We start from the raw sequence: 25,983 nt of genomic DNA on the forward strand, positions 1-25,983 counted from the left end.
CGTGGAACCGGTCTTCCGCTCGCTCGAGATCGTGGCGATGCTGGCGGTACGGGCCACCGGAACGACGATCACCTTTCACGGGCTCGAGCACCTGCCCATCTCCGGAGGCGCTGTCATCGCGATCAACCACACCGGCTACGTCGACTGGCTGCCGGCGGCGCTGGCCGCCATGCACCGCAAGCGGCGGATGCGCTTCATGATCAAGGCCGAGATGAACGAGGTGAAGCCCGTCGCCTTCTTGATCGAGCACACCAAGACCATTCCGGTGGACCGCACGGCCGGCGCAGGCGCCTACGCCCGCGCCGTCGAGGCGCTGCGCACCGGCGAGATCGTGGGCGTCTACCCGGAGGCCACCATCAGTCGCAGCTTCGAGCTCAAGGAGTTCAAGTCCGGTGCGGCGCGGATGGCGCTGGAAGCCGACGTGCCCATCGTGCCGCTGATCGTCTGGGGCGCTCAGCGGATCTGGACCAAGGATCAGCCGAAGGCGCTGGGCCGCAGAAAGATTCCGGTCACCGTCTCGGTCGGGGCGCCGATCCCGCCGCGCGGCACCGTCGACGAGCTGAACACCGCGATGCGGGAGGCGATGACCAGCGTGCTGTACGAGGCCCAGCAGGATTACCCTCAACCGCCGGGAGCACCGTGGCTGCCGCGGCGGCTGGGTGGCACCGCGCCCACGCCGGCGGAGGCCAGGCTGCTCGACGAGGCCGAGCTCGCCGAGCGGGCGCGCAGAAGGGGCGAGGCATGACACCGGAACTCGTCGCCACCGACGTCGACGGAACGCTGCTCGACGACGACGAGACCGTCAGCCCGCGCACGCGCGCGGCGGTCCGGGCCGTCGTCGACTCGGGCGCCCACTTCATCCTCGCCACCGGCCGGCCGCCGCGCTGGGTGACCCCGATCGTCGACCAGCTGGGCTTCGCCCCGATGGCGGTCTGCGCCAACGGCGCGGTCATCTACGACCCGGCGGTCGACCGCATCGTCAGCGCCCGCACGTTGTCGACCGACGCGCTCGGCGAACTCGCCGAGATCGCCGCGCGGGTCATCCCGGGCGCCGGTCTCGCGGTGGAGCGGGTCGGTTCCAGCGCTCACGACGCGGCCACCCCGCAGTTCGTCAGTTCGCCGGGTTATGAGCACGCCTGGCTGAATCCGGACAACACGGAGGTGTCGGTCGAGGACCTGCTCAGCGCGCCCGCGGTCAAGCTGCTGATCCGCAAGGCCGGCGCGCGCAGCGCCGATATGGCCGCGGCCCTTGCCGCCCACGTCGGCCTCGAGGGGGACATCACCTACTCGACGAACAACGGCCTGATCGAGATCGTGCCGCTGGGGGTGAGCAAGGCGACCGGCATCGAGGAGCTGAGCCGGCCGCTGGAGATCGACGTGGCCCAGGTGGTGACGTTCGGTGACATGCCCAACGACGTGCCGATGCTCGCGTGGGCGGGGTTGGGCGTGGCGATGGGCAACGCGCATCCCGAAGCGGTGGCCGCCGCCGACGAGGTGACGGCGACGAACGCCGAGGACGGGGTGGCCCGGGTGCTGGAGCGGTGGTGGCGCTAGCCGGACGACGATCAAGCGGCGAGGCACGAGCCGCGTTGAGGAATCCGGCGATTGGCGCTAGCCCGGCTGGTCCCGGCTCAGGCCGGGTTGATCGGCGGAGTGAACCGTTCGAGCTGAACAGGTGCCGGGCCGTCGGTCTGGCGCGGCAGGTCCACCGGGACGCCGTCGACCACCCGGGTGACGGTGCCCTTCTCGCGATCGAAGTTCAGTGTGCCGTGCTGGAAGTTCTGCACGATCCACAGCGGCTCGGCGATTTCGGCGCTGGTCGGCAGGCCCAGCGCACCGCGCTCGAATCCCAGTGCGCCCCAGGCCTTGTAGAGCTCACCGGTGACCGGCTCGGCGCCGCTTTCCGGAGACCAGTAGACCGCGCCGCGTTCGAAGGTGACGTACCGCGCCGAGCCCGCGCCCGATGCCTCGGGCGAGGTGGGCTTGCCCAGGTAGCTGTTCATCCCGCCCAGCGAGTCCCATTTCGCGAAGATCGCTCCGCCCCGCAACTGTTCGGCCAGTTGTTCGGGTCCGGGCGGATCGTTGAATCTCGCTGCGATGTCGCGGATCTGGTTCATCACCGCGTAGGCGGCGTTGCCGGGGCACTCGGTGTTGCCGACGTCGCGGTGGGTGAAGATCGTCGGCAGCGTCGGCGACGAACCGAACGGGAACTTCGTGAACGAACCGCCTTCGGACGGCAGCACCACCGTGCCGCGGGGGTCGACACCGGCCTGGCCCAGTACCCAGCCGAGAAGCCTTGCCGTGGTGCGTAATTGGATCGGTGTGGGGGGCACGTCGGTGAAGTTGCCGAGCATCGCCACCCCCCACGTGTTGTGGTTGAAGCCGCCGGTGTGTGAGCCCTCGACCGGCCGGGTCATCCCGCCTGCGCGGCCCTCGAAGACCTGACCGTACTTGTCCACCAGGGCGTTGTAGGCGATGTCGCACCAGCCCAGCGTGCGGGTGTGGTACTCGTAGATCGACCGGACGATCCCTGCCGAATCCTGCGGGGTGTAGTCGTTGCTGCCCGCGGAGTGGTGCACGACAGCGGCCTGGATCCTGGTGTCATAGCGGGGTTCGCCGCACCGCATCCCCTCGTCGGCGCCCCACTCGGCACGGTTGACGATGTGGGGTGGCTGGCCGGGGGGCGTGGCCGCGTTGGGTAGCGGCACGAGGTCGGCCGGCGTCTCCGGCGGACTGATCAGCACGGCGTTGATGTTCTCGCCGAAGGGCTGTTCGACGGTGGCGGGCATGTATCCCAGCGCGGGGCGCGTCCCGGGGTCGGCGGGCGCGGTGGTCGGGGCGTCGGGAGGGCGGGTGACGGCGATCTGCACGGTGGTGGTGCGTCCCACGAACAGTGGTTCGGTGCCGCGCGGGCCGCTGTGGCCGGTGGGGCCGACACCCTCGAGAGTCTCGGCGTCGTACCACGGCCCCCAGGAGCCGTCGGGCTTCTTCGCCCGCACCCGCGCGGTCGTGCCGGTCAGATCTCCTGAGGTCAGCGCGACCATCGAGAACGGGGTGTCCTGGTGGATCTCCCGGATGGTCTCGCCGCCGCTGAGCGCGGCGAGTGGCTGTTGGGCGACCTGCGGCGCCGCGATGGCAGGCGCGGGATCGGGGCCGGAAGCGACGGTGATACCGCGCACGAGCAGCGCCATCAGCAACACCGTCCCCGCGAGCGCGGCGATCAGCGTCGACCTCCGGCGACGACTCAGCACGGCCTGATGTTACGTATGCGTCAGGTGTTACTGGTGTTCCGACACGCGCGGAACGCGCGCCGACGGCACCGCACAGCGCGAGGCGTCTGCGGTGCCGTCGTCGTGGGTGGAACCAGGGTCAGGCGCCGGATCCCACCGCCGCCTCGGCTGCGCCCAGGCCGGCTTGGACCGGGGCTGCAGCGGCGCCCGCGGCATCGGCCGCCGCGGCGGGTGCGGCGGCGGCTGCCGCGGCGGGCGGCTTGACCGCCGACATGATCGCGGGCATCAGCACGCCCTTGAGCAGGTCGATCGCCTCGCCGGCGCCGAGTGAGTTGGCCGCGCTGCTCAGATCGCCGAGCAGTCCGCCGCTGCTGGTCGCCACCGGCTGGGTGGCGGCGAGCGACGGGTCGCCGAGAATCGGATAGGCGCCCAGGGCGGGATCCAGCCCGACCGGTGCCGAGATCGGCACCTCGCCGGCGGCTGGCAACCCGGCCGTCGAGATCGGGGCGGCACCCAGCACCGGGTCGGTCAGCGCGGGCGGCGTGCTCAAGCCCGGCGTGGTCAGGCCCGGTGTGGTCAGGCTGGGTGTCGTCAGGCCCGGCGTGGTCAGGCTCGGTGTCGTGAGGCCGGGGGTGGTGAGGCTCGGCGTGGTCAGACCGGGGGTGGTCAGGCTCGGCGTGGTCAGGCCGGGGGCCGTCAGCGCCGGGTCGGTGAGCGACGGCGTCGCGCCGACGGGGCTGGTCAGGGCGGGATTGGCGAGACCGGGGTCGGTCAGCGACGGCGCACCCAGGCCGGCGGTGCCAAGGCCGGGGGCGCCCAGGCCGGGGGACAGGGTCGTCGGCGATGACGCCCCGGTCCCGGTGAGCAGACCGGTGGGCAACGGCGGCAGATTGATCCCGAACTGCGAAAGGCCCTGCGACAGAGCATTGATCAATTCGCCGGGGAGGTCGGTGATGGTGGCGGCCTGGCGGAACTCGCGGTGCTGCGGCTCCTGGGTCGGGCCGGTCAGCTGGGAGGCGGCGACAACTGCAACGGGACCCGCGACGGCCAGAGCGGCGACTGTGCTCAGGGCTGTCGAGAGCCGGCGGCGACGTCGGTTCGGCACGGAAGTCTCCTCAATACATGGACTACAGGCGGTAGAGCGCGGAAATTCGTTGTACGCGTTTGATGGTACTGATGTGACTGGTGAGACCAGAGTGACGATATGGAATCGTGAGCTAATCGCGACCTGCGCCGCTGCGCCAACTCGGGCTCGGCACCTGACGTCGGATACCCTTGCTGCCGATGTTCTCCTCTGATTCCCGCCCGTCGACGGGTCCTTACGACCTGTACGTCGTCGGCTCCGGGTTCTTCGGTCTGACGATCGCCGAACGAGTGGCCACCCAGCTGAACAAGCGGGTGCTGGTCCTCGAGCGGCGATCACACCTGGGCGGCAACGCCTACTCCGAACCCGAACCGCAGACCGGCATCGAGGTGCACCGCTACGGCGCGCACCTGTTCCACACCAGTAATCAGCGGGTGTGGGACTACGTGCGGCAGTTCACCGAATTCACCGGCTACCAGCACCGCGTCTTCGCGCTGCACAACGGTCAGGCCTACCAGTTCCCGATGGGGCTGGGCCTGGTCAGCCAGTTCTTCGGGCGCTACTTCACCCCCGATGAAGCGCGCGCGCTGATCGCCGGCCAGGCGGCCGAGATCGACACCGCCGAGGCGCAGAACCTCGAGGAGAAGGCGATCTCGCTGATCGGCCGCCCCCTCTACGAGGCGTTCGTCAAGGACTACACGGCCAAGCAGTGGCAGACCGATCCCAAGGAGCTGCCCGCCTCGACCATCAGCCGGCTGCCCGTCCGCTACACCTTCGACAACCGCTACTTCAACGACACCTACGAGGGCCTGCCCGTCGACGGGTACACCGCGTGGCTGCAGAACATGGCCGCCGACGAGCGCATCGAGGTGCGTCTGGACACCGACTGGTTCGACGTCGGCGACCAATTGCGGGCAGCCAACCCCGATGCGCCGGTGGTCTACACGGGTCCGCTGGACCGCTACTTCGACTACGCCGAGGGCCGGCTGGGCTGGCGCACGCTGGACTTCGAGCTCGAGGTGCTGGCATGCGGCGATTTTCAAGGCACGCCCGTGATGAACTACAACGACGCCGACGTGCCGTTCACCCGTATCCACGAGTTCCGGCACTTCCATCCGGAGCGGCCGTACCCGGAGGACAAGACGGTGATCATGCGGGAGTACTCCCGCTTCGCCGCCGATGACGACGAGCCCTACTACCCGATCAACACCGAGTCCGACCGCGCCCTGCTGTCGGCCTACCGGACGCGCGCCAAGGCCGAGACGGCCGCGGCGAAGGTGCTCTTCGGTGGCCGGCTGGGCACCTATCAGTACCTCGACATGCACATGGCGATCGCCAGCGCGCTGAACATGTACGACAACACGCTGGCTCCGCACCTGCGCGACGGTGCGCCGCTGGTCGACCCCGACACAGAAAGCAACTGACTATGAGTGACATCCCGTCCGGCGCGCTCGAGGCCGGACAGTCACAGGCGGTGAGCCCCCTGGCCCGCGTGATCCTGCCGCGGCCGGGTGAGCCGCTCGACGTCCGCAAGCTCTACATCTCCGAATCCGAGACCAACGCCCGGCGCGCGCACGCCCCCACCCGCACCACGCTGGAGATCGGCGCGGAGTCGGAGGTGTCGTTCGCGACCTATTTCAACGCTTTCCCGGCCAGCTACTGGCGGCGCTGGTCTGTCCTGGACGCCGTGGTGCTGCGGGTCGAGCTGACCGGCAGCGCGCGCGTCGACGTCTACCGCTCGAAGGCCACCGGTGCCCGGATCACGGTCGGCGGGGCGCCGGTGGTCAGCGACTCCGAAGACGAGCCGGCCGTGCTCGAGTTCGAAGTCGACCTGACCCCGTTCGAGGACGGCGGCTGGATCTGGTTCGACATCACCACCGACGCGCGCTCGACGCTGCACCACGCCGGCTGGTACGCACCGATCCCCGCTCCGGGACGCGCCAACGTCGCCGTGGGCATCCCGACGTTCAACCGGCCGTCGGACTGCGTCAACGCGCTGGCGGCACTGACCTCCGACCCGTTGGTCGACGAGGTGATCAGCGCGGTGATCGTCTCCGACCAGGGCACCAAGAAGGCGAAGGACCATCCGGGCTTCGAGGCTGCGGCCGCCGCGCTCGGCAACCGGCTCTCGGTGCACGATCAGCCCAACCTCGGCGGCTCCGGCGGCTACAGCCGGGTGATGTACGAGGCGCTGAAGAACACCGACTGCGAACAGATCCTGTTCATGGACGACGACATCCGCATCGAGCCGGACTCGATTCTGCGGGCGCTGGCGATGAACCGTTTCGCGAAGGTGCCCACGCTCGTCGGCGGCCAGATGCTCAACCTGCAGGAGCCCAGCCATCTGCACGTGATGGGCGAGATGGTCGACTCCGAGAACTTCATGTGGACCGGTGCGGTCAACACCGAGTACGACCACAACTTCGCCAAGTACCCGCTCAACGACGAGGACGAGTACCGCAGCCAGCTGCTGCACCGGCGCATCGACGTCGACTACAACGGCTGGTGGATGTGCATGATCCCGCGGCAGGTGGCCGAGGAGCTCGGTCAGCCGCTGCCGCTGTTCATCAAGTGGGACGACGCCGACTACGGCCTGCGGGCCGGGGAGCACGGCTACCCGACGGTGACGCTGCCGGGCGCGGCGATCTGGCACATGGCCTGGAGCGACAAGGATGACGCGATCGACTGGCAGGCGTACTTCCACCTGCGCAACCGGCTGATCGTGGCGGCGCTGCACTGGGACGGCAACGTGCGCGGGCTGCTCCGCAGCCACCTCAAGGCCACCCTGAAACACCTTCTCTGCCTTGAGTATTCGACGGTAGCGATCCAGAACAAGGCGATGGACGACTTCCTCGCCGGGCCGGAGAACCTGTTCTCGATCCTCGAGTCGGCGCTGCCCGACGTGCGCGCGATGCGCGCGCAGTACCCCGACGCCGTGGTACTGCCCAGCGCGACCGCGCTGCCGACGCCGTCGGACAAGCGCTGGCGCAAGAAGGTGGAGATCCCCACCAACCCGGTGTCGATCTCGCTTCGCCTGGGCCGCGGCGTCGTGCACCAGCTCAAGGCGCACGATCCCGAGCACCACCGCCGCCCGCAGGTCAACGTGGCCACCCAGGACGCCCGCTGGTTCTCGCTGTGCAACGTCGACGGTGTCACGGTGACCACCGCCGACGGCCGCGGTGTGGTCTACCGCCAGCGTGACCGCGAGCAGATGTTCCAGCTGCTGCGCGAATCGCTGAAGCGTCAGGCACTGCTGGCGCGCAAGTTCAACCGGATGCGCAAGGTGTACCGCGCCGCGCTGCCGATGCTGACCAGCACGCAGAAGTGGGAGACCGTCCTGCTCGAGAGTTCCCATGCCTGACAGCCCGCGCGGCGAGGACGCCGTGCTGGTGGCCGTCCAGTCGGCGGTGGCCGACCGGCCGGGCGTGCTGCCGCTGGCGCGCGCGATGTCGCACTTCGGCGAGCACAGCATCGGCTGGCTCGCCGTCGCCGCGCTGGGAGCGCTGCTGGCGCCCGCCCGGCGCCGCGAGTACCTGACCGCCGGCGTTGGCGCTTTCGCCGCCCACGCCGCCGCGGTGATCATCAAACGGGTGGTGCGCCGCGAGCGCCCGCACCATCCGGCCATCGCGGTCAACGTCGGCACCCCGAGCCGGCTGAGCTTCCCCTCGGCGCACGCGACGTCCACCACCGCCGCGGCCGTGCTGCTGGCCCGGCCCACCGGGCTGCCGCTGCCCGCGCTGCTGGTGCCCCCGATGGCGTTGTCGCGCATGGTGCTCGGCGTGCACTATCCGAGCGACGTGCTCACCGGGGTGGCTGTCGGGGCGATCGTTGCCAACGTGGTCGGCAGGGTGGCCGACGGGGTCGAAGGAGCGACACGATGAGCGCATCCCAGGTGGGCCAGCAGACGGGCTCGTCGTCGGCCGGGCCGCCCAAGAGTCTTCCCGCCGGCATCGTCAAGGCGTTGCGTCCGCGGCAGTGGGTCAAGAACGTCCTGGTGTTCGCCGCGCCGCTGGCCGCCCTCGGTGACGACCGCTACGCCTACGACTACCGCGACGTCCTCATCCGGGTGTCGATCGCGTTCGTGGTCTTCAGCCTGGCGGCGTCGTCGGTGTACCTGGTCAACGACGCCCGCGACGTCGAGGCCGACCGGGCACATCCCACCAAGCGCTACCGGCCGATCGCCGCGGGTGTGGTCCCCGAGTGGCTGGCCTACACCCTGGCCGTGGTGCTCGGCGTTGCGTCCCTGGCGATCTCGTGGCTCGTCACTCCCAACCTGGCGCTGGTGATGGCGGTGTACATCGGGATCCAGCTGGCCTACTGCTTCGGTCTCAAACACCAGGCCGTCATCGACATCTGCATCGTGTCGTCGGGGTTCCTGATCCGCGCGATCGCCGGTGGTGTGGCCGCCGACGTGCCGCTGTCGCAATGGTTCCTGCTGATGATGGCGTTCGGCTCGCTGTTCATGGCGGCCGGCAAACGCTACGCCGAACTGCAGCTGGCCGAACGGACCGGCGCCAAGATCCGCAAGTCCCTGGAGAGCTACACCAGCTCGTACCTGCGCTTCGTGTGGACGCTGTCGGCGACCGCGCTGGTGCTCTGCTACGGGCTCTGGGCCTTCGAGCGCGACGCGATGGGCGACACCTCCTGGTTCGTGGTGTCGATGGTGCCGTTCGTGATCGCGATCCTGCGCTACGCGGTCGACGTCGACGGCGGGCTGGCCGGCGAGCCCGAGGAGATCGCGTTGAAGGACCGGGTGCTGCAACTGCTCGCGGTGGCGTGGATCGGAACCGTCGGTGCCGCAATCTTCCTCAGCTGACCGGCTGAGCCGCCCGTTCACGGAGGCGGCGGCCACCCGGCTGAACCGGTGGCCCGCCTTCCCTTACCACGTGTGGGTGCGGGTCAGCCTGTGGGTGAGCGTGGTGTCGGTGGCCGTGCTGTTCGGCTGGGGCGCCTGGCAGCGCCGGTGGATCGCCGACGACGGCCTGATCGTGCTCCGTACGGTGCGAAACCTGTTGGCGGGCAACGGTCCGGTGTTCAACGCCGGCGAGCGGGTGGAGGCGAACACCTCGACCGTGTGGTCCTATCTGGTCACCCTCGGCGGGTTCGTCTCTGGCTCGGCCCGGCTCGAGTACGTCGCGCTGGTGCTCGCCCTGGTGCTCAGCGTGCTCGGCGTGGTGCTGGTGATGTTCGGCACCGCCCGGCTGTACGCCCCCGGCCTGACCGGCAGGCGCGCGGTCTTCCTGCCTGCGGGTGCACTGGTCTACATCGCGATCCCGCCGGCACGCGACTTCGCCACCTCCGGACTCGAAAACGGTTTGGTGCTGGCCTATCTGGGCTTGCTGTGGTGGATGATGGTGTGCTGGTCGCAAGGTTTGCGCCGGCCCGACGGTGAACGCACGTCGCGCGGATTCGACGCGACGCTGGCGGTGGTCGCGGGCCTGTCGGTGCTGGTGCGTCCCGAGCTCGCGCTGATCGGCGGCCTCGCGCTGGTGATGATGCTCGTCGCGGCACCCACCTGGCGCCGGCGGCTGACGCTCGTCGTCGCGGGCGGCCTCATCCCGGTGGCGTACCAGATCTTCCGGATGGGCTACTACGGCTTGCTGGTACCCGGCACCGCGCTGGCCAAGGACGCGTCGGGCGCCAAGTGGAATCAGGGGCTGGTCTATCTCGCCAACTTCAATCAGCCGTACCTGCTGTGGGCGCCCGCGGTCCTGCTGATCGGGCTCGGTCTGATGGTGCTGTTGCTGCGTGGGCGCCCGTCCTGGGGCGACCGCCGCGCCCGCAAGCAGTCCGGCCGGCTCGCACGCACAGTGCAGAGCCCGCCGGCGGCCGTGGCGTTCATCCTGATCTCGGGGCTGCTGCAGGCGGTGTACTGGATCCGGCAGGGCGGCGACTTCATGCACGGCCGGGTGTTGCTGACCCCGCTGTTCTGCCTTCTGGCGCCGGTCGCGGTGATCCCGCTGATGCTGCCGGACCGGTCCCGGATGGCGCGCGGCGCCGGTTACCTCTATGCCGGGGCCACCGCGGTGCTGTGGCTGGCCGTGGCGGGCTGGGCGCTGTGGGCGGCCAACTCGCCCGGGATGGGCGCCGACGCCACCCGCGTCACCTACACCGGCATCGTCGACGAGCGCCGGTTCTACTCTCAGGCGACGGGGCACGCGCACCCGCTGACCGCGGCCGACTACCTCGACTATCCGCGGATGCGGGCCGTGCTCACCGCGATCGAGAACACGCCTGACGGGGCGCTGCTGCTGCCGGCGGGCGACTACGACCGGTGGGACGTGATTCCGGCGCTCCCGCCGCCGCCGGACGTGCGCGCCGCCATGAAGAGGGAAGCCGGCGGGTACGTCGGCCCGCACACCGTGTTCTTCACCAACCTCGGCATGCTCGGCATGAACGTCGGGCTGGATGTGCGGGTGATCGACCAGATCGGTCTGGCCAACCCGCTGGCCGCTCACACCGCGCGGCTCACCGACGGCCGCATCGGCCACGACAAGAACCTGTTCCCGGACTGGGCGGTGGCCGAGGGGCCGTTCCTCAAGGAGCGCCCGTGGATTCCGCAGTATCTGGACGAGGAATGGATCCGGCAGGCCGAGGCCGCGCTGAAGTGCCCGGAGACCGACGAGGTGCTCGAGGCGATCCGCGCGCCGATGGGATTCCGGCGCTTCCTGTCCAATGTGGTGCACGCCGCGGAGTACACCCGCTACCGCATCGACCGGGTGCCGCTGTATGAGCTTGCGCGGTGCGGTCTTCCGGTCCCCGAGCCGGTCGATCCGCCGTACACGGGACTGCCCCCGACCGGGCCGTGAGTAATTCGAATTCGCACCGGATTTGTTCAGGATTTGTTCCCCAGGAGGGTTTTCTGCTTTCGTAACGTAGTGGACACGTCCGTCGGATAAGGCATGTGACGGGGACCGCGGGCGAGGCTCGCGGCGAGAAGAGATGACCACAAAGGTGTGGTTGACTACACGGGCACGATGCCGGGTCGGGGATCGGCGGCTCGTTGCTGCTGTACGAACAGATGGGACAGAAATAAGCATGAAGCTTGTCGGAAGGCTGCGCGCCAACGCGCGTCGGCTCACGATCGCGGCCCTGGTGGCCGCCGTGTTGCCAGCCGTGATCGGGGCCGTCGGCGGCTCCGCGACCGCGGGAGCGTTCTCCCGTCCGGGTCTGCCGGTGGAATACCTGATGGTGCCGTCGGCCGGAATGGGCCGCGACATCAAGGTGCAGTTCCAGAGCGGCGGGCCCAACGCCCCCGGTGTCTACCTGCTCGACGGCCTGCGCGCCCAGGAGGACTTCAACGGCTGGGACATCAACACCCCGGCGTTCGAGTGGTACGTCGACTCCGGCCTGGCAGTCGTCATGCCGGTCGGTGGCCAGTCCAGCTTCTACAGCGACTGGTACAAGCCGGCGTGCGGCAAGGCCGGCTGCAGCACCTACAAGTGGGAGACGTTCATCTCCCAGGAGCTGCCTGCCTACCTGGCCGCCAACAAGGGTGTGAACCCGAACCGCAACGCGGCGGTGGGCCTGTCCATGGCCGGCTCGGCCGCGATGACCATGGCGATCTACCACCCGAATCAGTTCCAGTACGCCGGTTCGCTGTCGGGATTCCTGAACCTCTCCGAGGGCTGGTGGCCGATGCTGGTCAACATCTCCATGGGTGACGCCGGCGGCTACAAGGCCGACGACATGTGGGGCAAGACCGAAGACGCCAACAGCGCCTGGAAGCGCAACGACCCGATGGTCAACATCGACAAGCTGGTCGCCAACAACACCCGCATCTGGGTGTTCTGCGGCAACGGCAAGCCCGCCGAGCTCGACGCGGGCATGACCTCGGGCAACCTGTTCAACGCGAAGTTCCTCGAGGGCTTCACGCTGCGCACCAACAAGACCTTCCAGGAGAAGTACCTGGCCGCCGGTGGCACCAACGGGGTGTTCAACTTCCCGTCCAATGGAACCCACCAGTGGAACTACTGGGGCCAGCAGCTTCAGCAGATGAAGCCCGACATCCAGCGGGCACTCGGCGCGGTGCCGCAGCCGTCGGCTCCGGCTGTGCCGGTCGACGCCGCGGCGCCGGCCCAGGGCGGCTAGCAGCAAACGACGCCAGACGGCGCGTTATTGACGGCGGTGATCCCCTACCCCGGGGGTCACCGCCGTCAGTCGCTTCACGCCCGGGCGGTCGTGGTGATGTGATTCACTACCTTGCGGTAGGGGCTGAACTGGAGAAGAGGTGGGGTCGATGCGTGCGGTGAATCGAACGGTGATGCGGACGGTCGCGGCGGCGGTGCTCGCGGTCGCGGCGATGTTCGCGGGGGTGGCTCCCCAGGCGCCCTGGTCGCCGTCGGCGCACGCGCAGGGCGTCGAGATGCTGATGGTGCCCTCGGCGGCGATGGGCCGCGCGATCCCGGTGGCCTTCCAGGGCGGCGGCCCGCACGCGGTCGTGCTCCTCGACGCGTTCAACGGCGCGCCCGACGTCAGCAACTGGGTGACGGCCGGCAACGCGATGAACACCCTTGCCGGTAAGGGCATCTCGGTGGCCGCGCCGGCGGGTGGCGCGTGGAGCATGTACACCAACTGGGAGCAGGACGGCTCCAAGCAGTGGGAGACGTTCCTCGCCGACGAGCTGCCGAACTGGCTGGCCGCCAACAAGGGGCTGGCGCCCGGCGGGCACGGCATCGTCGGCGCCGCGATGGGCGGCACCGGCGCACTGACGATGGCGACGTTCCATCCCGACCGCTACCGGTTCGCCGGCTCGCTGTCGGGCTTCCTGACCCCGTCCAACACCTACATGAACGGCGCGATCACCGCCGGGCTGGCGCAGTTCGGTGGCGTCGACACCAGGAACATGTGGGGTCTGCCACAGTTGGGCCGCTGGAAGTGGCACGATCCGGACGTGCACGCACAGTTGTTGGTGGACAACAACACCCGGCTGTGGGTCTTCAGCCCGTCGACCACGACCTGCACCGACGTACCGGCGATGATCGGCTACTGCGACCAGGCGCAGGGCAGCAACCGCACGTTCTACCAGCACTACCGCTCGATCGGCGGAGGTAACGGCCACTTCGACTTCCCGACCTCGGGCAATCACGACTGGGGCTCGTGGAGCGGGCAGTTGGCCGCCATGTCCGGGGAGCTGGTCACGACCATCCGGTAGTCCGGTACCCGGCGAAGCCACCGGTACCTTGGAGGACGTGCAACACGGGTCACGTTCCGCGCGGGCGGGAGCAGCAGGGCTGTGCCTGCTCGTCGCCTCGTCGGCGTGGCTCACCGGGTGCACGGCCGGCGACGATGTGATCTCGGGCCTGAGCTCCGAGATCGAGCCGGCGCCGACGCACGGTCAGGCAGGGGCGCAGCCGCCCGGGCCTGCTCAGCTGGGCGGGCAGTCCAACGCGCTGATGGTGACGCCCCGGCAGCGTGCCTACCTCGACGCGCTGCGCTCGGAGGGGGTGCGGCCCGCCAGCGACCTGTCGGCGCTGAGCATCGGCTCCTACGTCTGCCAGGCGCGTGCGGCCAAACAGCCCGATCAGGCGGTCTGGGATTTCGTCGCGCCGCTGGTGCGCAACGACGCCAGCGATCCGCGCTCCGACGGCGGTGCGGCTGAGCCATCGGCCTCGGAACTCCACGACGAGACCGCCGACTACATTCGCATCGCGACAGACCGACTCTGCTAGGAGCCTCCACATCCATGGCCAAGACCAATCGGCGGAAACGCCACCGCTTGCTGGCGCTGTTCGCCGCCGGGGCGGTGGGCCTCGTCGTCGTGCTGATCGTGGCGGTCGTCATCGTCGTGCTGCGCAGGCCCGAGAGCCCGCCGACGGCCGTTCCCCCCACGGCCGTGCCGCCGACGGGGGTGCCGTCGACCCCGAGTAAGCCGCGCCCGGAGTTCCAGGACGCCAGCTGCCCGGACGTGCAGTTGATCTCGATACCCGGTACCTGGGAGTCCTCGGTTGCGCTGGATCCGTTCAACCCGGTGCAGTTCCCGGCGGCGCTGCTGCTCAATGTCACCAACCCGATCCGGGCCCAGTTCGGCACCGACCGGGTGGAGGTGTTCACGGTTCCCTACACCGCGCAGTTCCACAATCCGCTGTCGGCCGACACACAGATGTCCTACAACGACAGCCGCGCCGAGGGCACCCGGGCCGCGGTGCAGGCGATGACGGACATGAACAACCGCTGCCCGCTGACCAGTTATGTGCTGATCGGCTTCTCCCAGGGCGCGGTGATCGCGGGCGACCTCGCCAGCGACATCGGCAACGGGCGCGGTCCCGTCGATCAGGACCTGGTGCTCGGGGTGACCCTGGTGGCCGACGGTCGCCGGCAGGACGGCGTCGGCCAGGACGTCGGACCGAACCCGGACGGCCAGGGTGCGGAGATCACGCTGCACGAGGTGCCGACGCTGTCGGCGCTGGGCCTGACGATGAGTGGGCCGCGGCCGGGCGGGTTCGGGGCGCTCAACGACCGCACCAACGAGATCTGCGCGCGCGGTGACCTGATCTGCGCGGCGCCGTCGTCGGCGTTCAACATCACCCAGCTGCCCAAGACGATCGAGGTGCTGAGCGGGGGCGCGGGACAGCCGGTGCACGCGTTGTATGCCACCCCGCAGTTCTGGAACATCGACGGCCAGCCGGCCACCGCGTGGACGCTGAATTGGGCGCAGGGTCTGATCGATAACGCACCGCGTCCGAAACATGGCTGACACGTGACCCGAAGGATTTGGCCCGCGTGTGGCCGTCCCCTAACATTAAGGGAAATCTAAGAGCGTTCGACGCGGCTGAAGGGCGGGGAGCCGTGGCCCCGGTACGATCTTCGGGGCTTGGGATCTATCCCATGTGATTGGAGTTGAGATGGCCTTCCATAACCCGTTCATCAAGGACGGACTGATCAAGTTCCCCGACAACGGGAACCTGGTCAAGCACGTCGAACGATGGGCGAAGGTTCGTGGGGACAAACTCGCCTACCGATTCATCGACTTCTCGACCGAGCGCGACGGTGTCGAGCGCGACCTGCACTGGGCCGACTTCGGTGCCCGCAACAAGGCCGTCGGCGCCCGCCTGCAGCAGGTCACCCAGCCCGGTGACCGGGTCGCGATCCTGTGCCCGCAGAACCTCGACTATCTCGTCGCCTTCTTCGGAACGCTCTACGCGGGCCGCATCGCGGTGCCCCTGTTCGATCCGAACGAGCCCGGTCACGTCGGCCGTCTGCACGCCGTTCTCGACGACTGCCACCCCTCGGCGATCCTGACCACGACGGCGGCCGCCGAGGGCGTCCGCAAGTTCTTCCGCACCCGGCCCGCCAACCAGCGTCCGCGCGTGATCGCCGTCGACGCCGTGCCCAACGAGGTCGGCGCGACGTGGGAGCCGGTCGAGGTCACGCACGACACGATCGCCTACCTGCAGTACACCTCGGGTTCGACCCGGATCCCGACCGGCGTGCAGATCACCCACCTCAACCTCGCCACCAATGTCGTGCAGGTGATCGAGGCGCTCGACGGCCAGGAGGGCGACCGCGGCGTCTCGTGGCTGCCGTTCTTCCACGACATGGGTTTGATCACGGTGCTGTTGTCCCCGATGCTCGGGCACTACATCACCTTCATGACGCCCGCCGCGTTCGTCCGCCGTCCCGGCCGGTGGATCCGCGAGATGGCGCGCAAAGAGGGGGACACCGGCGGCACCATCTCGGTGGCGCCGAACTTCGCGTTCGACCACGCGGCGGCGCGCGGCGTCCCCAAAGAAGGTGAGCCGGCGATCGATCTGTCGAACATCAAGTGCATCCTCAACGGCAGCGAGCCGATCTCGGCGGCCACCGTGAATCGGTTCAACGAGGCGTTCGGCCCGTTCGGGTTCAAGCCGCAGGCGATCAAGCCGTCCTACGGTCTCGCGGAGGCCACGCTGTTCGTGTCGACCACCCCGATGAACGCCGAGCCGCGGATCATCCACGTCGATCGCGACGAGCTCAACAACCACCGCTTCGTCGAGGTGCCTGCGGACTCACCCAAGGCGGTCGCGCAGGCCGGCGCCGGCAAGATCGGTGTCGCGGAGTGGGCGGTCATCGTCGACGCCGACAGTGCGACCGAGCTGCCCGACGGCCAGATCGGTGAGGTGTGGATCAGTGGCCAGAACATGGGCACCGGCTACTGGGGCAAGCCCGACGAGACATTCGCCACCTTCCACAACATCCTCAAGTCGCGCACCGAACCGTCGCACGCCGACGGCGCCGCCGACGACGCGACCTGGGTCCGGACCGGCGACCTCGGCGCCTACCACGACGGCGAGCTGTACATCACCGGCCGCACCAAGGACCTGGTGATCATCGACGGCCGCAACCACTACCCGCAGGACCTGGAGTACTCCGCGCAGGAGGCCACCAAGGCGCTGCGCACCGGCTTCGTGGCGGCGTTCTCCGTGCCGGCCAACCAGCTGGCCGACGAGGTGTTCGCCGATACCCACTCCGGGCTCAAGCGTGACCCCAGCGATTCATCCGAACAGCTGGTGATCGTCGGCGAGCGGGCGCCCGGCGCACACAAGCTCGAGATGGGACCGATCGTCGACGACATCCGCGCGGCGATCGCGGTGCGGCACGGGGTGACCGTGCGGGACGTGTTGCTCACTCCCGCCGGGGCCATCCCGCGGACGTCGAGCGGCAAGATCGGCCGCCGGGCCTGTCGGTCGGCATATCTCGACGGCAGCCTGCGCAGCGGCAAGGTCGCAAACGCCTTCCCGGACGAGACGGACTGACGCTCAACTACAGCAACGGCAACGGCGGCCCGTGCGGGCCGCCTGTCGATCGTGAGGTTATGGAACATGACTGAGTCGCAAGACAATCCGCGCGGTCAGGACATGACCGTCAACGAGATGCGGGAATGGCTGCGCAACTGGATCGGCAACGCGACCGGCCAGTCGCCCGACTCGATCAGCGAGTCCACGCCGATGGTGGAGCTGGGGTTGTCCTCCCGCGACGCGGTCGCGATGGCCAGCGACATCGAGGATCTGACCGGTGTGACGCTGACCGCGACGGTCGCGTTCCGGCACCCCACGATCGAATCCCTGGCCACGGTGATCGTCGAGGGCGAGCCCGAAGACGATCTGTCCGACATCGACGCCGAGGACTGGTCGCGCGACGGCGACGAAGGCCGGCTGAACATCGCGATCGTCGGGGTGGGCACCCGCTTCCCCGGCGACATGAACACTCCGGACGAGATGTGGACGGCGCTGCTCGACGGCCGCGACGCGATCACCGACCTGCCCGAGGGGCGGTGGTCGGAGTTCCTGTCCGAGCCGCGCATCGCTGAGCGCGTCGCCAAGGCCCGGACCCGGGGCGGCTACCTCTCCGACATCAAGGGATTCGACGCCGAGTTCTTCGCGCTGTCGAAGATGGAAGCCGACAACATCGACCCGCAGCAGCGCATGGCGCTGGAGCTGACGTGGGAAGCGTTGGAGCACGCCAGGATCCCGGCGTCGAGCCTGCGCGGTGAGAACGTCGGCGTCTTCATCGGCAGCTCGGTCAACGACTACATGTTCATGTCGGTCGCCGACCCCACCGTCGCGCACCCGTACGCGATCACCGGTAACTCGAGTGCGGTCATCGCCAACCGGGTGTCCTACTTCTATGACTTCCGCGGCCCGTCGATGGCCATCGACACCGCGTGCTCGTCGGCTCTGGTCGCCGTGCACGAGGGCCTGAAGGCGCTGCGTGCCGGCGATGCCGACGTGGTGATCGCCGGTGGCGTCAACGCGTTGATCACCCCGCTGGTCACGCTGGGCTTCGACGAGGTCGGGGGCGTGCTGGCGCCCGACGGCCGGATCAAGTCCTTCTCCCAGGACGCCGACGGCTACGCCCGCTCCGAGGGCGGCGGCATGGTGGTGCTCAAGCGGCTGGCCGACGCGCGTCGCGACGGCGACGACATCCTTGCCGTGATCGCCGGCGGCGCGGTCAACCACGACGGCCGCTCCAACGGCATGCTGGCGCCGAACCCGGACGCTCAGGAAGCGGTGCTGCGCAGGGCGTACAAGGACGCCGGGATCGATCCGCGCTCCGTCGATTACGTCGAGGCGCACGGCACCGGCACGATCCTCGGCGACCCGATCGAGGCCGACGCGCTGGGCCGGGTGATCGGCCGCGGTCGTGCCGCCGACAAGCCCGCCCTGCTGGGCGCGGTCAAATCCAATGTGGGACATCTGGAGTCGGCCGCCGGGGCGGCCAGCCTGGCGAAGGTCGCGCTGTCGCTGCGCAACGACAAGATCCCGCCGTCGATCAACTACACGGGCCCCAACCCCTACATCGACTTCGACAAGGAACACCTCAAGGTCGCCGATACGGTGACCGACTGGCCCCGCTACAGCGGCCGGGCCATCGCCGGGGTGTCCGGGTTCGGCTTCGGCGGCGCCAATGCGCACCTGGTGGTGCGCGAGGTGCTGGCCAGCGATCTGGTCGAGCCGGCCACCGAGCCCGACGTCGCGGTGGTGACGCCCGCCAACGACGACGCGAAGGCCGTGTACGTCGGTGGCGTGCGGATGGACGAGTACGGCGAGTTTCTCGACGACGAGCCGCTTGCGCGAAGAGAATCAGGCTTCGGTGATGACGATGACGGTGACGACGACGCGCTCGACACGCCGGCCGCAGCAGCGGGCGACGACTACGAGCTGCCGGGCCTGACGGACGAGGCTCTGCGCCTGCTCGAGGTCGCCCGCGAGGAGCTGGCGGCGGCCGAGGCCGAGAATCCGACAGTTCCCGTTGTGCCGCTGGCTGTTTCAGGATTCCTCACCTCACGCAAGAAGGCTGCCGCCGCCGAACTCGCGGACTGGATCGACAGTACGGAGGGGCGCGCGTCGTCGCTGGAGTCGATCGGCCGCTCGCTGTCGCGGCGCAACCACGGCCGTTCCCGCGCGGTGGTTCTGGCCCACGACCACGACGAGGCGATCAAGGGCCTGCGCGCGCTGGCCGAGGGCAAGCCCAACCCGATCGTCCTGAGCGCCGACGGACCCGTCACCAACGGGCCGGTGTGGGTGCTCGCCGGTTTCGGTGCCCAGCACCGCAAGATGGCCAAGAGCCTGTACCTGCGCGACGAGATCTTCGCCGAGTGGATCAACACGGTCGACAGCCTGATCCAGGACGAGCGCGGACACTCGATCCTCGAGCTCATCCTCGACGACGCGATCGACTACACCGACGAGACCACCGAGCTCCCGATCGAGAAGGTGCAGCTGGTGATCTTCGCGATCCAGGTCGCACTCGGCGAGCTGCTCAAGGCGCACGGTGCGAAACCCGGTGCGCTGATCGGACAGTCACTGGGCGAGGCCGCCGCGGCCTACTTCGCCGGCGGCCTGTCGCTCGAGGACGCCACCCGCGCCATCTGCTCGCGCAGCCACCTGATGGGTGAGGGCGAGGCGATGCTGTTCGGCGAGTACATCCGGCTGATGGCGCTCGTGGAGTACTCCGCCGAGGAGATCGAGACCGTGTTTGCGGACTTCAAGGATCTCGAGGTGTGCGTCTACGCCGCCCCGACGCAGACGGTCATCGGTGGCCCGCCCGATCAGGTGGACGCGATCATCGCCCGCGCGGAGTCGGAGGGCAAGTTCGCGCGCAAGTTCCAGACCAAGGGCGCCAGCCACACCTCGCAGATGGATCCGCTGCTCGGTGAGCTGGCCGCGGAACTGCAAGGTATCGAGGCACATCCGGTGCAGGTCGCGTACTACTCGACCGTGCACGAGGGCAGTCTGATCCGGGCCGGCGCGGAGCCCATCCACGACGTGGACTACTGGAAGAAGGGGTTGCGGCACAGCGTGTACTTCACGCACGGTATCCGCAACGCCGTCGACAACGGCCACACCACCTTCCTCGAATTGGCGCCGAACCCGGTGGCCCTGATGCAGGTCGGGTTGACCACCGCGGACGCGGGTCTGCATGACGCGCAGCTGATTCCGACGCTGGCCCGCAAGCAGGACGAGGTCGACTCGATGACCACGGCCATGGCGCACCTGTTCGTGCACGGCCACGACCTCGACTTCCGCACGCTGTTCCCGCGCAAGTCGCGGGGCCTGGGCGGGGCGCTGGACTTCGCGGACATCCCGCCGACCCGGTTCAAGCGCAAGCCGCACTGGCTGGACGCGCACTTCACCGGCGACAGCTCGGGGGTGATGCCCGGTAGCCACGTGGCCACCCCGGACGGCCGCCATGTGTGGGAGTACAGCCCGCGCGGTGAGACCGATCTGGCTGCGCTGGTGAAATCGGCTGCGGCAGCGGTGCTTCCGGATGCCAAGCTGGTCGCGTCGGAGCAGCGTGCGGTGCCCGGCGAGGGTTCGCGACTGGTCACCACGCTGACCCGTCATCCCGGCGGGGCGGCGGTGCAGGTGCATGCCCGCATCGACCAATCCTTCACGCTCGTCTACGACGCGATCGTGAGTCGCGGGGGTGCGCAGACCGTGCTGCCAACGGCCGTCGGCGCCGGCACCGTCGCCGACGGATCACTGGTCACCCAGGCACCTGCGGAAGACGATGCAGGGCCTGATGTCGCCGCTGACGCGGCTCCGGCGATCCTGCAGGACAACCTCGCCGCGGGCGCGGGTCTGGCTGCCGGCTTCGCGAAGTGGTCGCCTGAATCGGGCGAGACCATCGGCGACCGGCTGGGCACGATCGTCGGCGCCGCGATGGGCTACGAGCCAGAGGACCTGCCGTGGGAGGTGCCGCTGATCGAGCTCGGTCTCGACTCGCTGATGGCGGTGCGCATCAAGAACCGCGTCGAGTACGACTTCGATCTGCCGCCGATCCAGCTGACCGCGGTGCGGGACGCGAACCTCTACGCCGTGGAGAAGCTCATCGCCTACGCGATCGAGCACCGCGACGAGGTGGACCAGCTCGCCGAGTCGCAGAAGGGGCAGACCCCCGAGGAGATCGCGGCCGCGCAGGCCGAGCTGATGGGTGGCGCCAGCACAGTGGCCGAGCTCGAGGCCAAGCTCGCCGAGGCCGGCCACCCGATCGCGGCCGAGCAGATCGCCACCGACGCCGTGGAGGCCCAGACGGACCTGACGGTCCCCGCTCCGCCCACCGATCCGTCGGGACCGTCCGATGTCGCGGTCCCCGCTCCGCCGTCCGATGTCGCGGTCCCCGCTCCGCCGACCAACCCGGCAGGCCCTGGAGCCGACAAGCCCAGTGCCGCAAGCCTGGCCGCGAAGGTGCTGACCCAGGAAGCGGTCACCGAGGCGCTCGGCGCCGACGTGCCGCCCCGCGACGCCGCCGAACGTGTCACGTTCGCCACCTGGGCGATCGTCACCGGGAAGTCGCCGGGCGGCATCTTCAACGAGCTGCCCTCGATCGACGATGCCACGGCGCACAAGATGGCCGAGCGGCTCTCCGAGCGCGCCGACGGCGTCGTCACCGCCGAGCAGGTCAAGGCGGCGGGCACCATCCAGGATCTGTCCAGTGTGGTGCGCGACCTGATGGACGCCGGTGAGGTGGACGGCTTCGTGCGCACCATCCGGGCCCGCCCCGCTGGGTCGACACGGATCCCGGTGTTCGTCTTCCACCCGGCCGGCGGCTCCACCGTCGTCTACGAGCCGCTGCTGAAGCGACTGCCGCCGGACACCCCGATGTACGGGTTCGAGCGGGTCGAGGGCTCGGTCGAGGAGCGCGCCGCCGAGTATCTGCCGAAGCTGCGGGAGATCCAGGGCGACGGCCCCTACATCCTGGTCGGCTGGTCGCTGGGCGGGGCGCTGGCCTACGCGTGCGCGATCGGATTGAAGCGGGAAGGCGCCGACGTGCGCTTCGTCGGGCTCATCGACATGGTGCGCCCCGGCGAGGAGATCCCGCAGACCAAGGAGGAGACGCGGGCCCGGTGGGATCGCTACGCCCTGTTCGCGCAGCGCACCTTCAATGTCGAGATCCCCGAGATCCCGTATGAGGAACTCGAGGCGCTCGACGACGAGGGTCAGGTCCGCTACGTCCTCGACGCCGTGCAGCAGGCCGGGGTGGCGATCCCGGGCGGCATCATCGAGCATCAGCGCACGTCGTATCTGGACAACCGGCTGCTCGAGACCGCGGAGATCCAGCCCTACGACGGCCACGTCACGCTGTACATGGCCGACCGCTACCACGACGACGCGATCTTCTTCGAACCGCGCTACGCCGTCCGTCAGCCCGACGGCGGCTGGGGCGAGTTCGTCGAGGATCTCGAGGTGGTGCCGGTCGGGGGCGAGCACATCCAGGTCATCGACGAGCCGTACATTGCGAAGGTCGGTGCGCACCTGAGCGAGGCGATCAACGTCATCGAAGCGAACGCAGTGAGCAATGCAGCAGAGGCTGAGAGCGAGGGCAAGTGACCACGGAGGCGACTCCCACCCACCACCCGAAGACGAGCGCGGAACTGCTGGCCGAACTCCGCGAGAAGCTGGAGCTCGCCAAGGAGCCCGGCGGTGAGAAGGCCGTCGCCAAGCGCGCGAAGAAGGGCATCCCGAGCGCGCGAGCCAGGATCCACGCGCTGCTCGACCCGGGCAGCTTCCTGGAGATCGGCGCGCTGGCCAAGACTCCCGGGGATCCCGACGCGCTCTACGGCGACGGCGTGGTCACCGGGCACGGCACCATCAACGGCCGGCCGGTCGGCGTGTTCAGCCACGACCAGACGGTGTTCCAGGGCTCGGTCGGCGAGATGTTCGGCCGCAAGGTCGCCCGGCTGATGGAGTGGGTGGCGATGGTCGGCTGCCCGATCATCGGCATCAACGACTCGGCGGGCGCCCGCATCCAGGACACCGCCACGTCGCTGGCCTGGTACGCCGAACTGGGGCGTCGGCACGAGCTGCTGCGCGGCCTGGTGCCCGAGATCTCGCTGATCTTCGGCAAGTGCGCGGGCGGCGCGGTGTACTCCCCGATCCAGACCGACCTCGTCGTCGCCGTGCGCGACCAGGGCTACATGTTCGTCACCGGCCCCGACGTGATCAAGGACGTCACCGGCGAGGACGTCACGCTCGACGAACTGGGCGGCGCCGACGCGCAGGCCCGCTACGGCAACATCCACCAGGTCGTGGAGTCCGAGGCGGCCGCGTTCCAGTACGTGCGCGACTATCTGAGCTTCCTGCCCGGCAACACCTTCGACGACCCGCCGACCGTCAACCCGGGTCTCGAGCCGGAGGTCACGCCGCACGATCTGGAGCTGGACGCGATCGTGCCGGACGCCGACAACCAGGCCTACGACATGATGGAGATCCTGCTGCGGATCTTCGACGACGGCGACGTGTTCCAGGTCGGCGAGCAGTCCGGCCCCGCGATCATCACCGCGTTCGCCCGCGTCGACGGCCGGCCCGTCGGCATCATCGCCAACCAGCCGATGTACATGTCCGGCGCGATCGACAACGAGGCCTCCGACAAGGCTGCCCGGTTCGTCCGGTTCTGCGACTCGTTCAACACCCCGCTGGTGTTCGTCGTCGACACCCCGGGCTTCATGCCGGGCGTGGAGCAGGAGAAGGGCGGCATCATCAAGCGCGGTGGGCGCTTCCTCAACGCCGTCGTCGAGGCCGACGTCCCGAAGGTCACGATCACGATCCGCAAGTCCTATGGCGGTGCCTACGCGGTGATGGGCAGCAAGCAGCTGACGTCGGACTTCAACTTCGCGTGGCCGACCGCCCGCATCGCCGTGATCGGCGCCGAGGGCGCGGCCCAGCTGCTGGTCAAGCGCTTCCCTGACCCGACCGCCCCCGAGGTGCAGAAGATCAGGGCCGATTTCATCGAGGGCTACAACACGAGCCTGGCCACGCCGTGGATCGCGGCCGAACGCGGCTTCATCGACGGTGTCATCGAGCCGCACCAGACCAGGCTGTTGCTGCGCAACTGCATGCGTCTGTTGAGGGACAAGCAGATCAACCGGGTCCAGCGCAAGCATGGCCTGACGCCCATCTAGATCGCCGGTGGGGTTGGATGGTGGTTGTGTCGACTGACTTCACCGGGCTGCGACGCGGCGCGCCGCTGGGCGATCCGCGCCTCGACCTGTGCGATCTGTACGTGTTCCCGTCCCCTAGGGACCCCGCGCGCACCGCGCTGATCCTCACGGCGAACCCGAACGCGGACGCCATGCACCCCGATGCGGTGTACCGCATCGCGATCGACAACGACGGCGATCTGCGTAACGACATCGCGTTCAACTTCGTGTTCACCGAGTCGTACAACGGGCGGCAGAAGGTGGACGTCCGTCTCGGCCTGCAGGCCGAGGCCCGGGTCGACGCCGCGGCCGGGTCGGAGATCTTCGGTGGGCTGGACGTGTCGTTCGACGACGAACCGCACCTGTGGCGGTCGCGGTCGGGCTCGTTCTCGTTCTTCGCCGGGGCGCGCGCCGACGCGTCGTTCGCCAACGCCAACGTCATCGCGATGGCGATCGAACTGCCCACCAGCTATCTGGGCGCCGCCCCCGACGTGCGGATCTGGGGACGCGCCAGCGTGGTGCGCGACGGCAAGTGGGTGCACGCCGACCGCGCCGGACACCCGTGGGTCAGCGGGTTCTTCCCCGACGACGAGCAACTCGCCGAGTTCAACGCCGGCGAACCCAACCGCGACCAGGCGCACTGGATGGGTCACCTGATCGAGTTGATGGTCGAGACCGGTGGCTACACCCGCACCGAGGCGATCGAGGCGATCAACGCCGAAGGCACCCTGCCGGACGTGCTGACCTACAACCCGCGCAAGCCTGCGGCGTACCCGAACGGGCGCACGCTCACCGACGACGTCGCCGACTACCGCTCGCGGTTCCTCACCAACGGCCGCACGCCGCTCACCGACGTCGCTCCGCGCCAGGACTTCCTCCCGGACTTCCCCTACCTCTGCGCCCCGCACTAGAGCCATGTTGTGACATCGTCCGACCCGGCACCGACGCCGGCTCCCGCGCACTCCGTCCTGGTGGACGCCTACCGGGTGTGCGAGACACTGCCGGTGGTCGGGGGCCTGTTCTCCCGGGGCAGGCGCGAGGCGCAGGCGGTGCTCTCGCTGCTGGTGACGGCGGTGGTCGACGAGATCGACCTGACCGCGATCGTGCGCGACCGGTTGCCCAAGGAGGCGATCGACGCGGTGATCGCACGCATCGACCTGGTGGCGCTGGCCGAGCAGGTGATCGACGGCGTGAATCTGCCTGCCATCATCCGCGAGTCGACCAGCACCGTGACCGCCGACGTCATGACCGACGTCCGCACGCAGTCCGAACGTGCCGACGACGCGGTGTCCGGTTTCGTGGACCGGATGCTGGGCCGCAGGCAGGGGTTCCGTGACCGGCCACGATGATCGCGCCGCCGGGGTGGTCAGCCGGGGCGTGGCGGCCGTGGTCGATCTCGTGGTCGTCGGCGTCCTGCTGGCACTGTTGTACCTCGGCCTGATCCTGACCTTGCTGGCGCTGCACCCGGGCGCGTTCCGTTTCCCGGCGCTGAACCTGGTGTTCTCGGGGACCGTGGCGTTCGGTGCCGCGGTGCTCTATCTGGCCGGCTGCTGGTCGGTGTCGGGCTGCACCGCCGGCGCGGTCGTGATGGGGGTGCGCGTCGTGGGGCGACGGGGGCGACGGCTGCCGCTGATGGTCTCGCTGCTGCGGGCCGCCGCCTGCGTCGTGTTCCCGCTGGGGCTGGCCTGGGTGGCGTTGGACGCGCGCCGAAGGTCGCTGCAGGACATCGCGTTCGGCAGCCGGGTCGTCTACGCGCGCCCGTGACGACG

19 protein-coding genes are annotated in these 25,983 nt (G+C 69.2%); 17 read left to right on the forward strand and 2 right to left on the reverse strand.

Annotated features, from left to right (window positions below):
- The first annotated feature begins 1 nt into the window (after position 1).
- Together G6N45_RS06075 and G6N45_RS06080 are read left to right on the forward strand one after the other, a co-directional pair.
- Complete coding sequence (locus tag G6N45_RS06075; protein WP_163720837.1) at positions 2-745, forward strand: lysophospholipid acyltransferase family protein; 744 nt, start codon at positions 2-4, stop codon at positions 743-745.
- Entirely contained in the window at positions 742-1,554 is an 813-nt protein-coding gene (locus G6N45_RS06080) for an HAD family hydrolase (RefSeq protein ID WP_163720838.1), read from the forward strand. The genes G6N45_RS06075 and G6N45_RS06080 overlap by 4 nt, the downstream gene beginning before the upstream one ends.
- A 77-nt stretch (positions 1,555-1,631) precedes the next feature.
- Here the strand turns inward: G6N45_RS06080 and G6N45_RS06085 are convergent, their stop codons facing one another.
- The gene (locus G6N45_RS06085; protein WP_163720839.1) at positions 1,632-3,251 is read right to left on the reverse strand and encodes an N-acetylmuramoyl-L-alanine amidase; all 1,620 of its coding nucleotides are present in this window, start codon (positions 3,249-3,251) and stop codon (positions 1,632-1,634) included.
- 118 nt (positions 3,252-3,369) lie between these two features.
- Positions 3,370-4,335: a hypothetical protein gene (locus G6N45_RS06090; protein WP_163720840.1), complete on the reverse strand. Its 966-nt coding sequence runs from the start codon at positions 4,333-4,335 to the stop codon at positions 3,370-3,372.
- A gap of 179 nt (positions 4,336-4,514) precedes the next feature.
- Here G6N45_RS06090 and glf point away from each other — a divergent pair, with 179 nt between their 5' ends.
- The 15 genes from glf to G6N45_RS06165 all read left to right on the forward strand — a co-directional run bounded on the left by glf (position 4,515) and on the right by G6N45_RS06165 (position 25,978).
- Positions 4,515-5,738, forward strand: coding sequence for a UDP-galactopyranose mutase (gene glf / locus G6N45_RS06095; protein WP_163720841.1), 1,224 nt, complete (start codon positions 4,515-4,517; stop codon positions 5,736-5,738).
- Positions 5,739-5,740: 2 nt separating this feature from the next.
- Entirely contained in the window at positions 5,741-7,675 is a 1,935-nt protein-coding gene (locus tag G6N45_RS06100; RefSeq protein ID WP_163720842.1) for a glycosyltransferase, read from the forward strand.
- A complete protein-coding gene (locus tag G6N45_RS06105; protein ID WP_163720843.1) occupies positions 7,668-8,195 on the forward strand; it encodes a phosphatase PAP2 family protein in 528 nt (175 codons plus the stop codon). The genes G6N45_RS06100 and G6N45_RS06105 overlap by 8 nt, the downstream gene beginning before the upstream one ends.
- The gene (locus tag G6N45_RS06110) at positions 8,192-9,130 is read left to right on the forward strand and encodes a decaprenyl-phosphate phosphoribosyltransferase (protein ID WP_163720844.1); all 939 of its coding nucleotides are present in this window, start codon (positions 8,192-8,194) and stop codon (positions 9,128-9,130) included. Before G6N45_RS06105 ends, G6N45_RS06110 begins: the two co-directional genes overlap by 4 nt.
- A complete protein-coding gene (zomB, locus tag G6N45_RS06115; protein ID WP_281353854.1) occupies positions 9,108-11,123 on the forward strand; it encodes a terminal beta-(1->2)-arabinofuranosyltransferase in 2,016 nt (671 codons plus the stop codon). Before G6N45_RS06110 ends, zomB begins: the two co-directional genes overlap by 23 nt.
- Before the next feature lie 229 nt (positions 11,124-11,352).
- On the forward strand, positions 11,353-12,405 hold the full coding sequence (locus G6N45_RS06120; protein ID WP_057149594.1) for an esterase family protein: 1,053 nt from the start codon (positions 11,353-11,355) through the stop codon (positions 12,403-12,405).
- A 148-nt stretch (positions 12,406-12,553) separates the two neighbouring features.
- Positions 12,554-13,468, forward strand: coding sequence for an esterase family protein (locus G6N45_RS06125; protein ID WP_179965278.1), 915 nt, complete (start codon positions 12,554-12,556; stop codon positions 13,466-13,468).
- Positions 13,469-13,505: 37 nt separating this feature from the next.
- Positions 13,506-13,985 (forward strand): DUF732 domain-containing protein, encoded by a 480-nt coding sequence (locus G6N45_RS06130; RefSeq protein WP_246228903.1) that lies wholly within the window; start codon positions 13,506-13,508, stop codon positions 13,983-13,985.
- Between the two features lie 14 nt (positions 13,986-13,999).
- Positions 14,000-15,010: a carboxylesterase Culp6 gene (gene culp6, locus G6N45_RS06135; protein ID WP_163720845.1), complete on the forward strand. Its 1,011-nt coding sequence runs from the start codon at positions 14,000-14,002 to the stop codon at positions 15,008-15,010.
- A gap of 148 nt (positions 15,011-15,158) precedes the next feature.
- Entirely contained in the window at positions 15,159-17,048 is a 1,890-nt protein-coding gene (fadD32, locus tag G6N45_RS06140) for a long-chain-fatty-acid--AMP ligase FadD32 (protein ID WP_163720846.1), read from the forward strand.
- A 66-nt stretch (positions 17,049-17,114) separates the two neighbouring features.
- Positions 17,115-22,625 (forward strand): polyketide synthase Pks13, encoded by a 5,511-nt coding sequence (gene pks13 / locus G6N45_RS06145; RefSeq protein WP_163720847.1) that lies wholly within the window; start codon positions 17,115-17,117, stop codon positions 22,623-22,625.
- Complete coding sequence (locus G6N45_RS06150) at positions 22,622-24,196, forward strand: acyl-CoA carboxylase subunit beta (protein WP_163720848.1); 1,575 nt, start codon at positions 22,622-22,624, stop codon at positions 24,194-24,196. Before pks13 ends, G6N45_RS06150 begins: the two co-directional genes overlap by 4 nt.
- Before the next feature lie 26 nt (positions 24,197-24,222).
- Complete coding sequence (locus G6N45_RS06155; protein ID WP_163720849.1) at positions 24,223-25,125, forward strand: DUF4331 family protein; 903 nt, start codon at positions 24,223-24,225, stop codon at positions 25,123-25,125.
- Positions 25,126-25,134: 9 nt separating this feature from the next.
- Positions 25,135-25,563: a hypothetical protein gene (locus tag G6N45_RS06160; RefSeq protein ID WP_163720850.1), complete on the forward strand. Its 429-nt coding sequence runs from the start codon at positions 25,135-25,137 to the stop codon at positions 25,561-25,563.
- Positions 25,547-25,978: an RDD family protein gene (locus G6N45_RS06165; protein ID WP_163720851.1), complete on the forward strand. Its 432-nt coding sequence runs from the start codon at positions 25,547-25,549 to the stop codon at positions 25,976-25,978. Before G6N45_RS06160 ends, G6N45_RS06165 begins: the two co-directional genes overlap by 17 nt.
- Positions 25,979-25,983: the final 5 nt, after the last annotated feature.

Origin of the sequence: Mycolicibacterium psychrotolerans (assembly GCF_010729305.1) — a bacterium.
In the GTDB taxonomy this organism is placed as follows: Bacteria; Actinomycetota; Actinomycetes; order Mycobacteriales; family Mycobacteriaceae; genus Mycobacterium; species Mycobacterium psychrotolerans.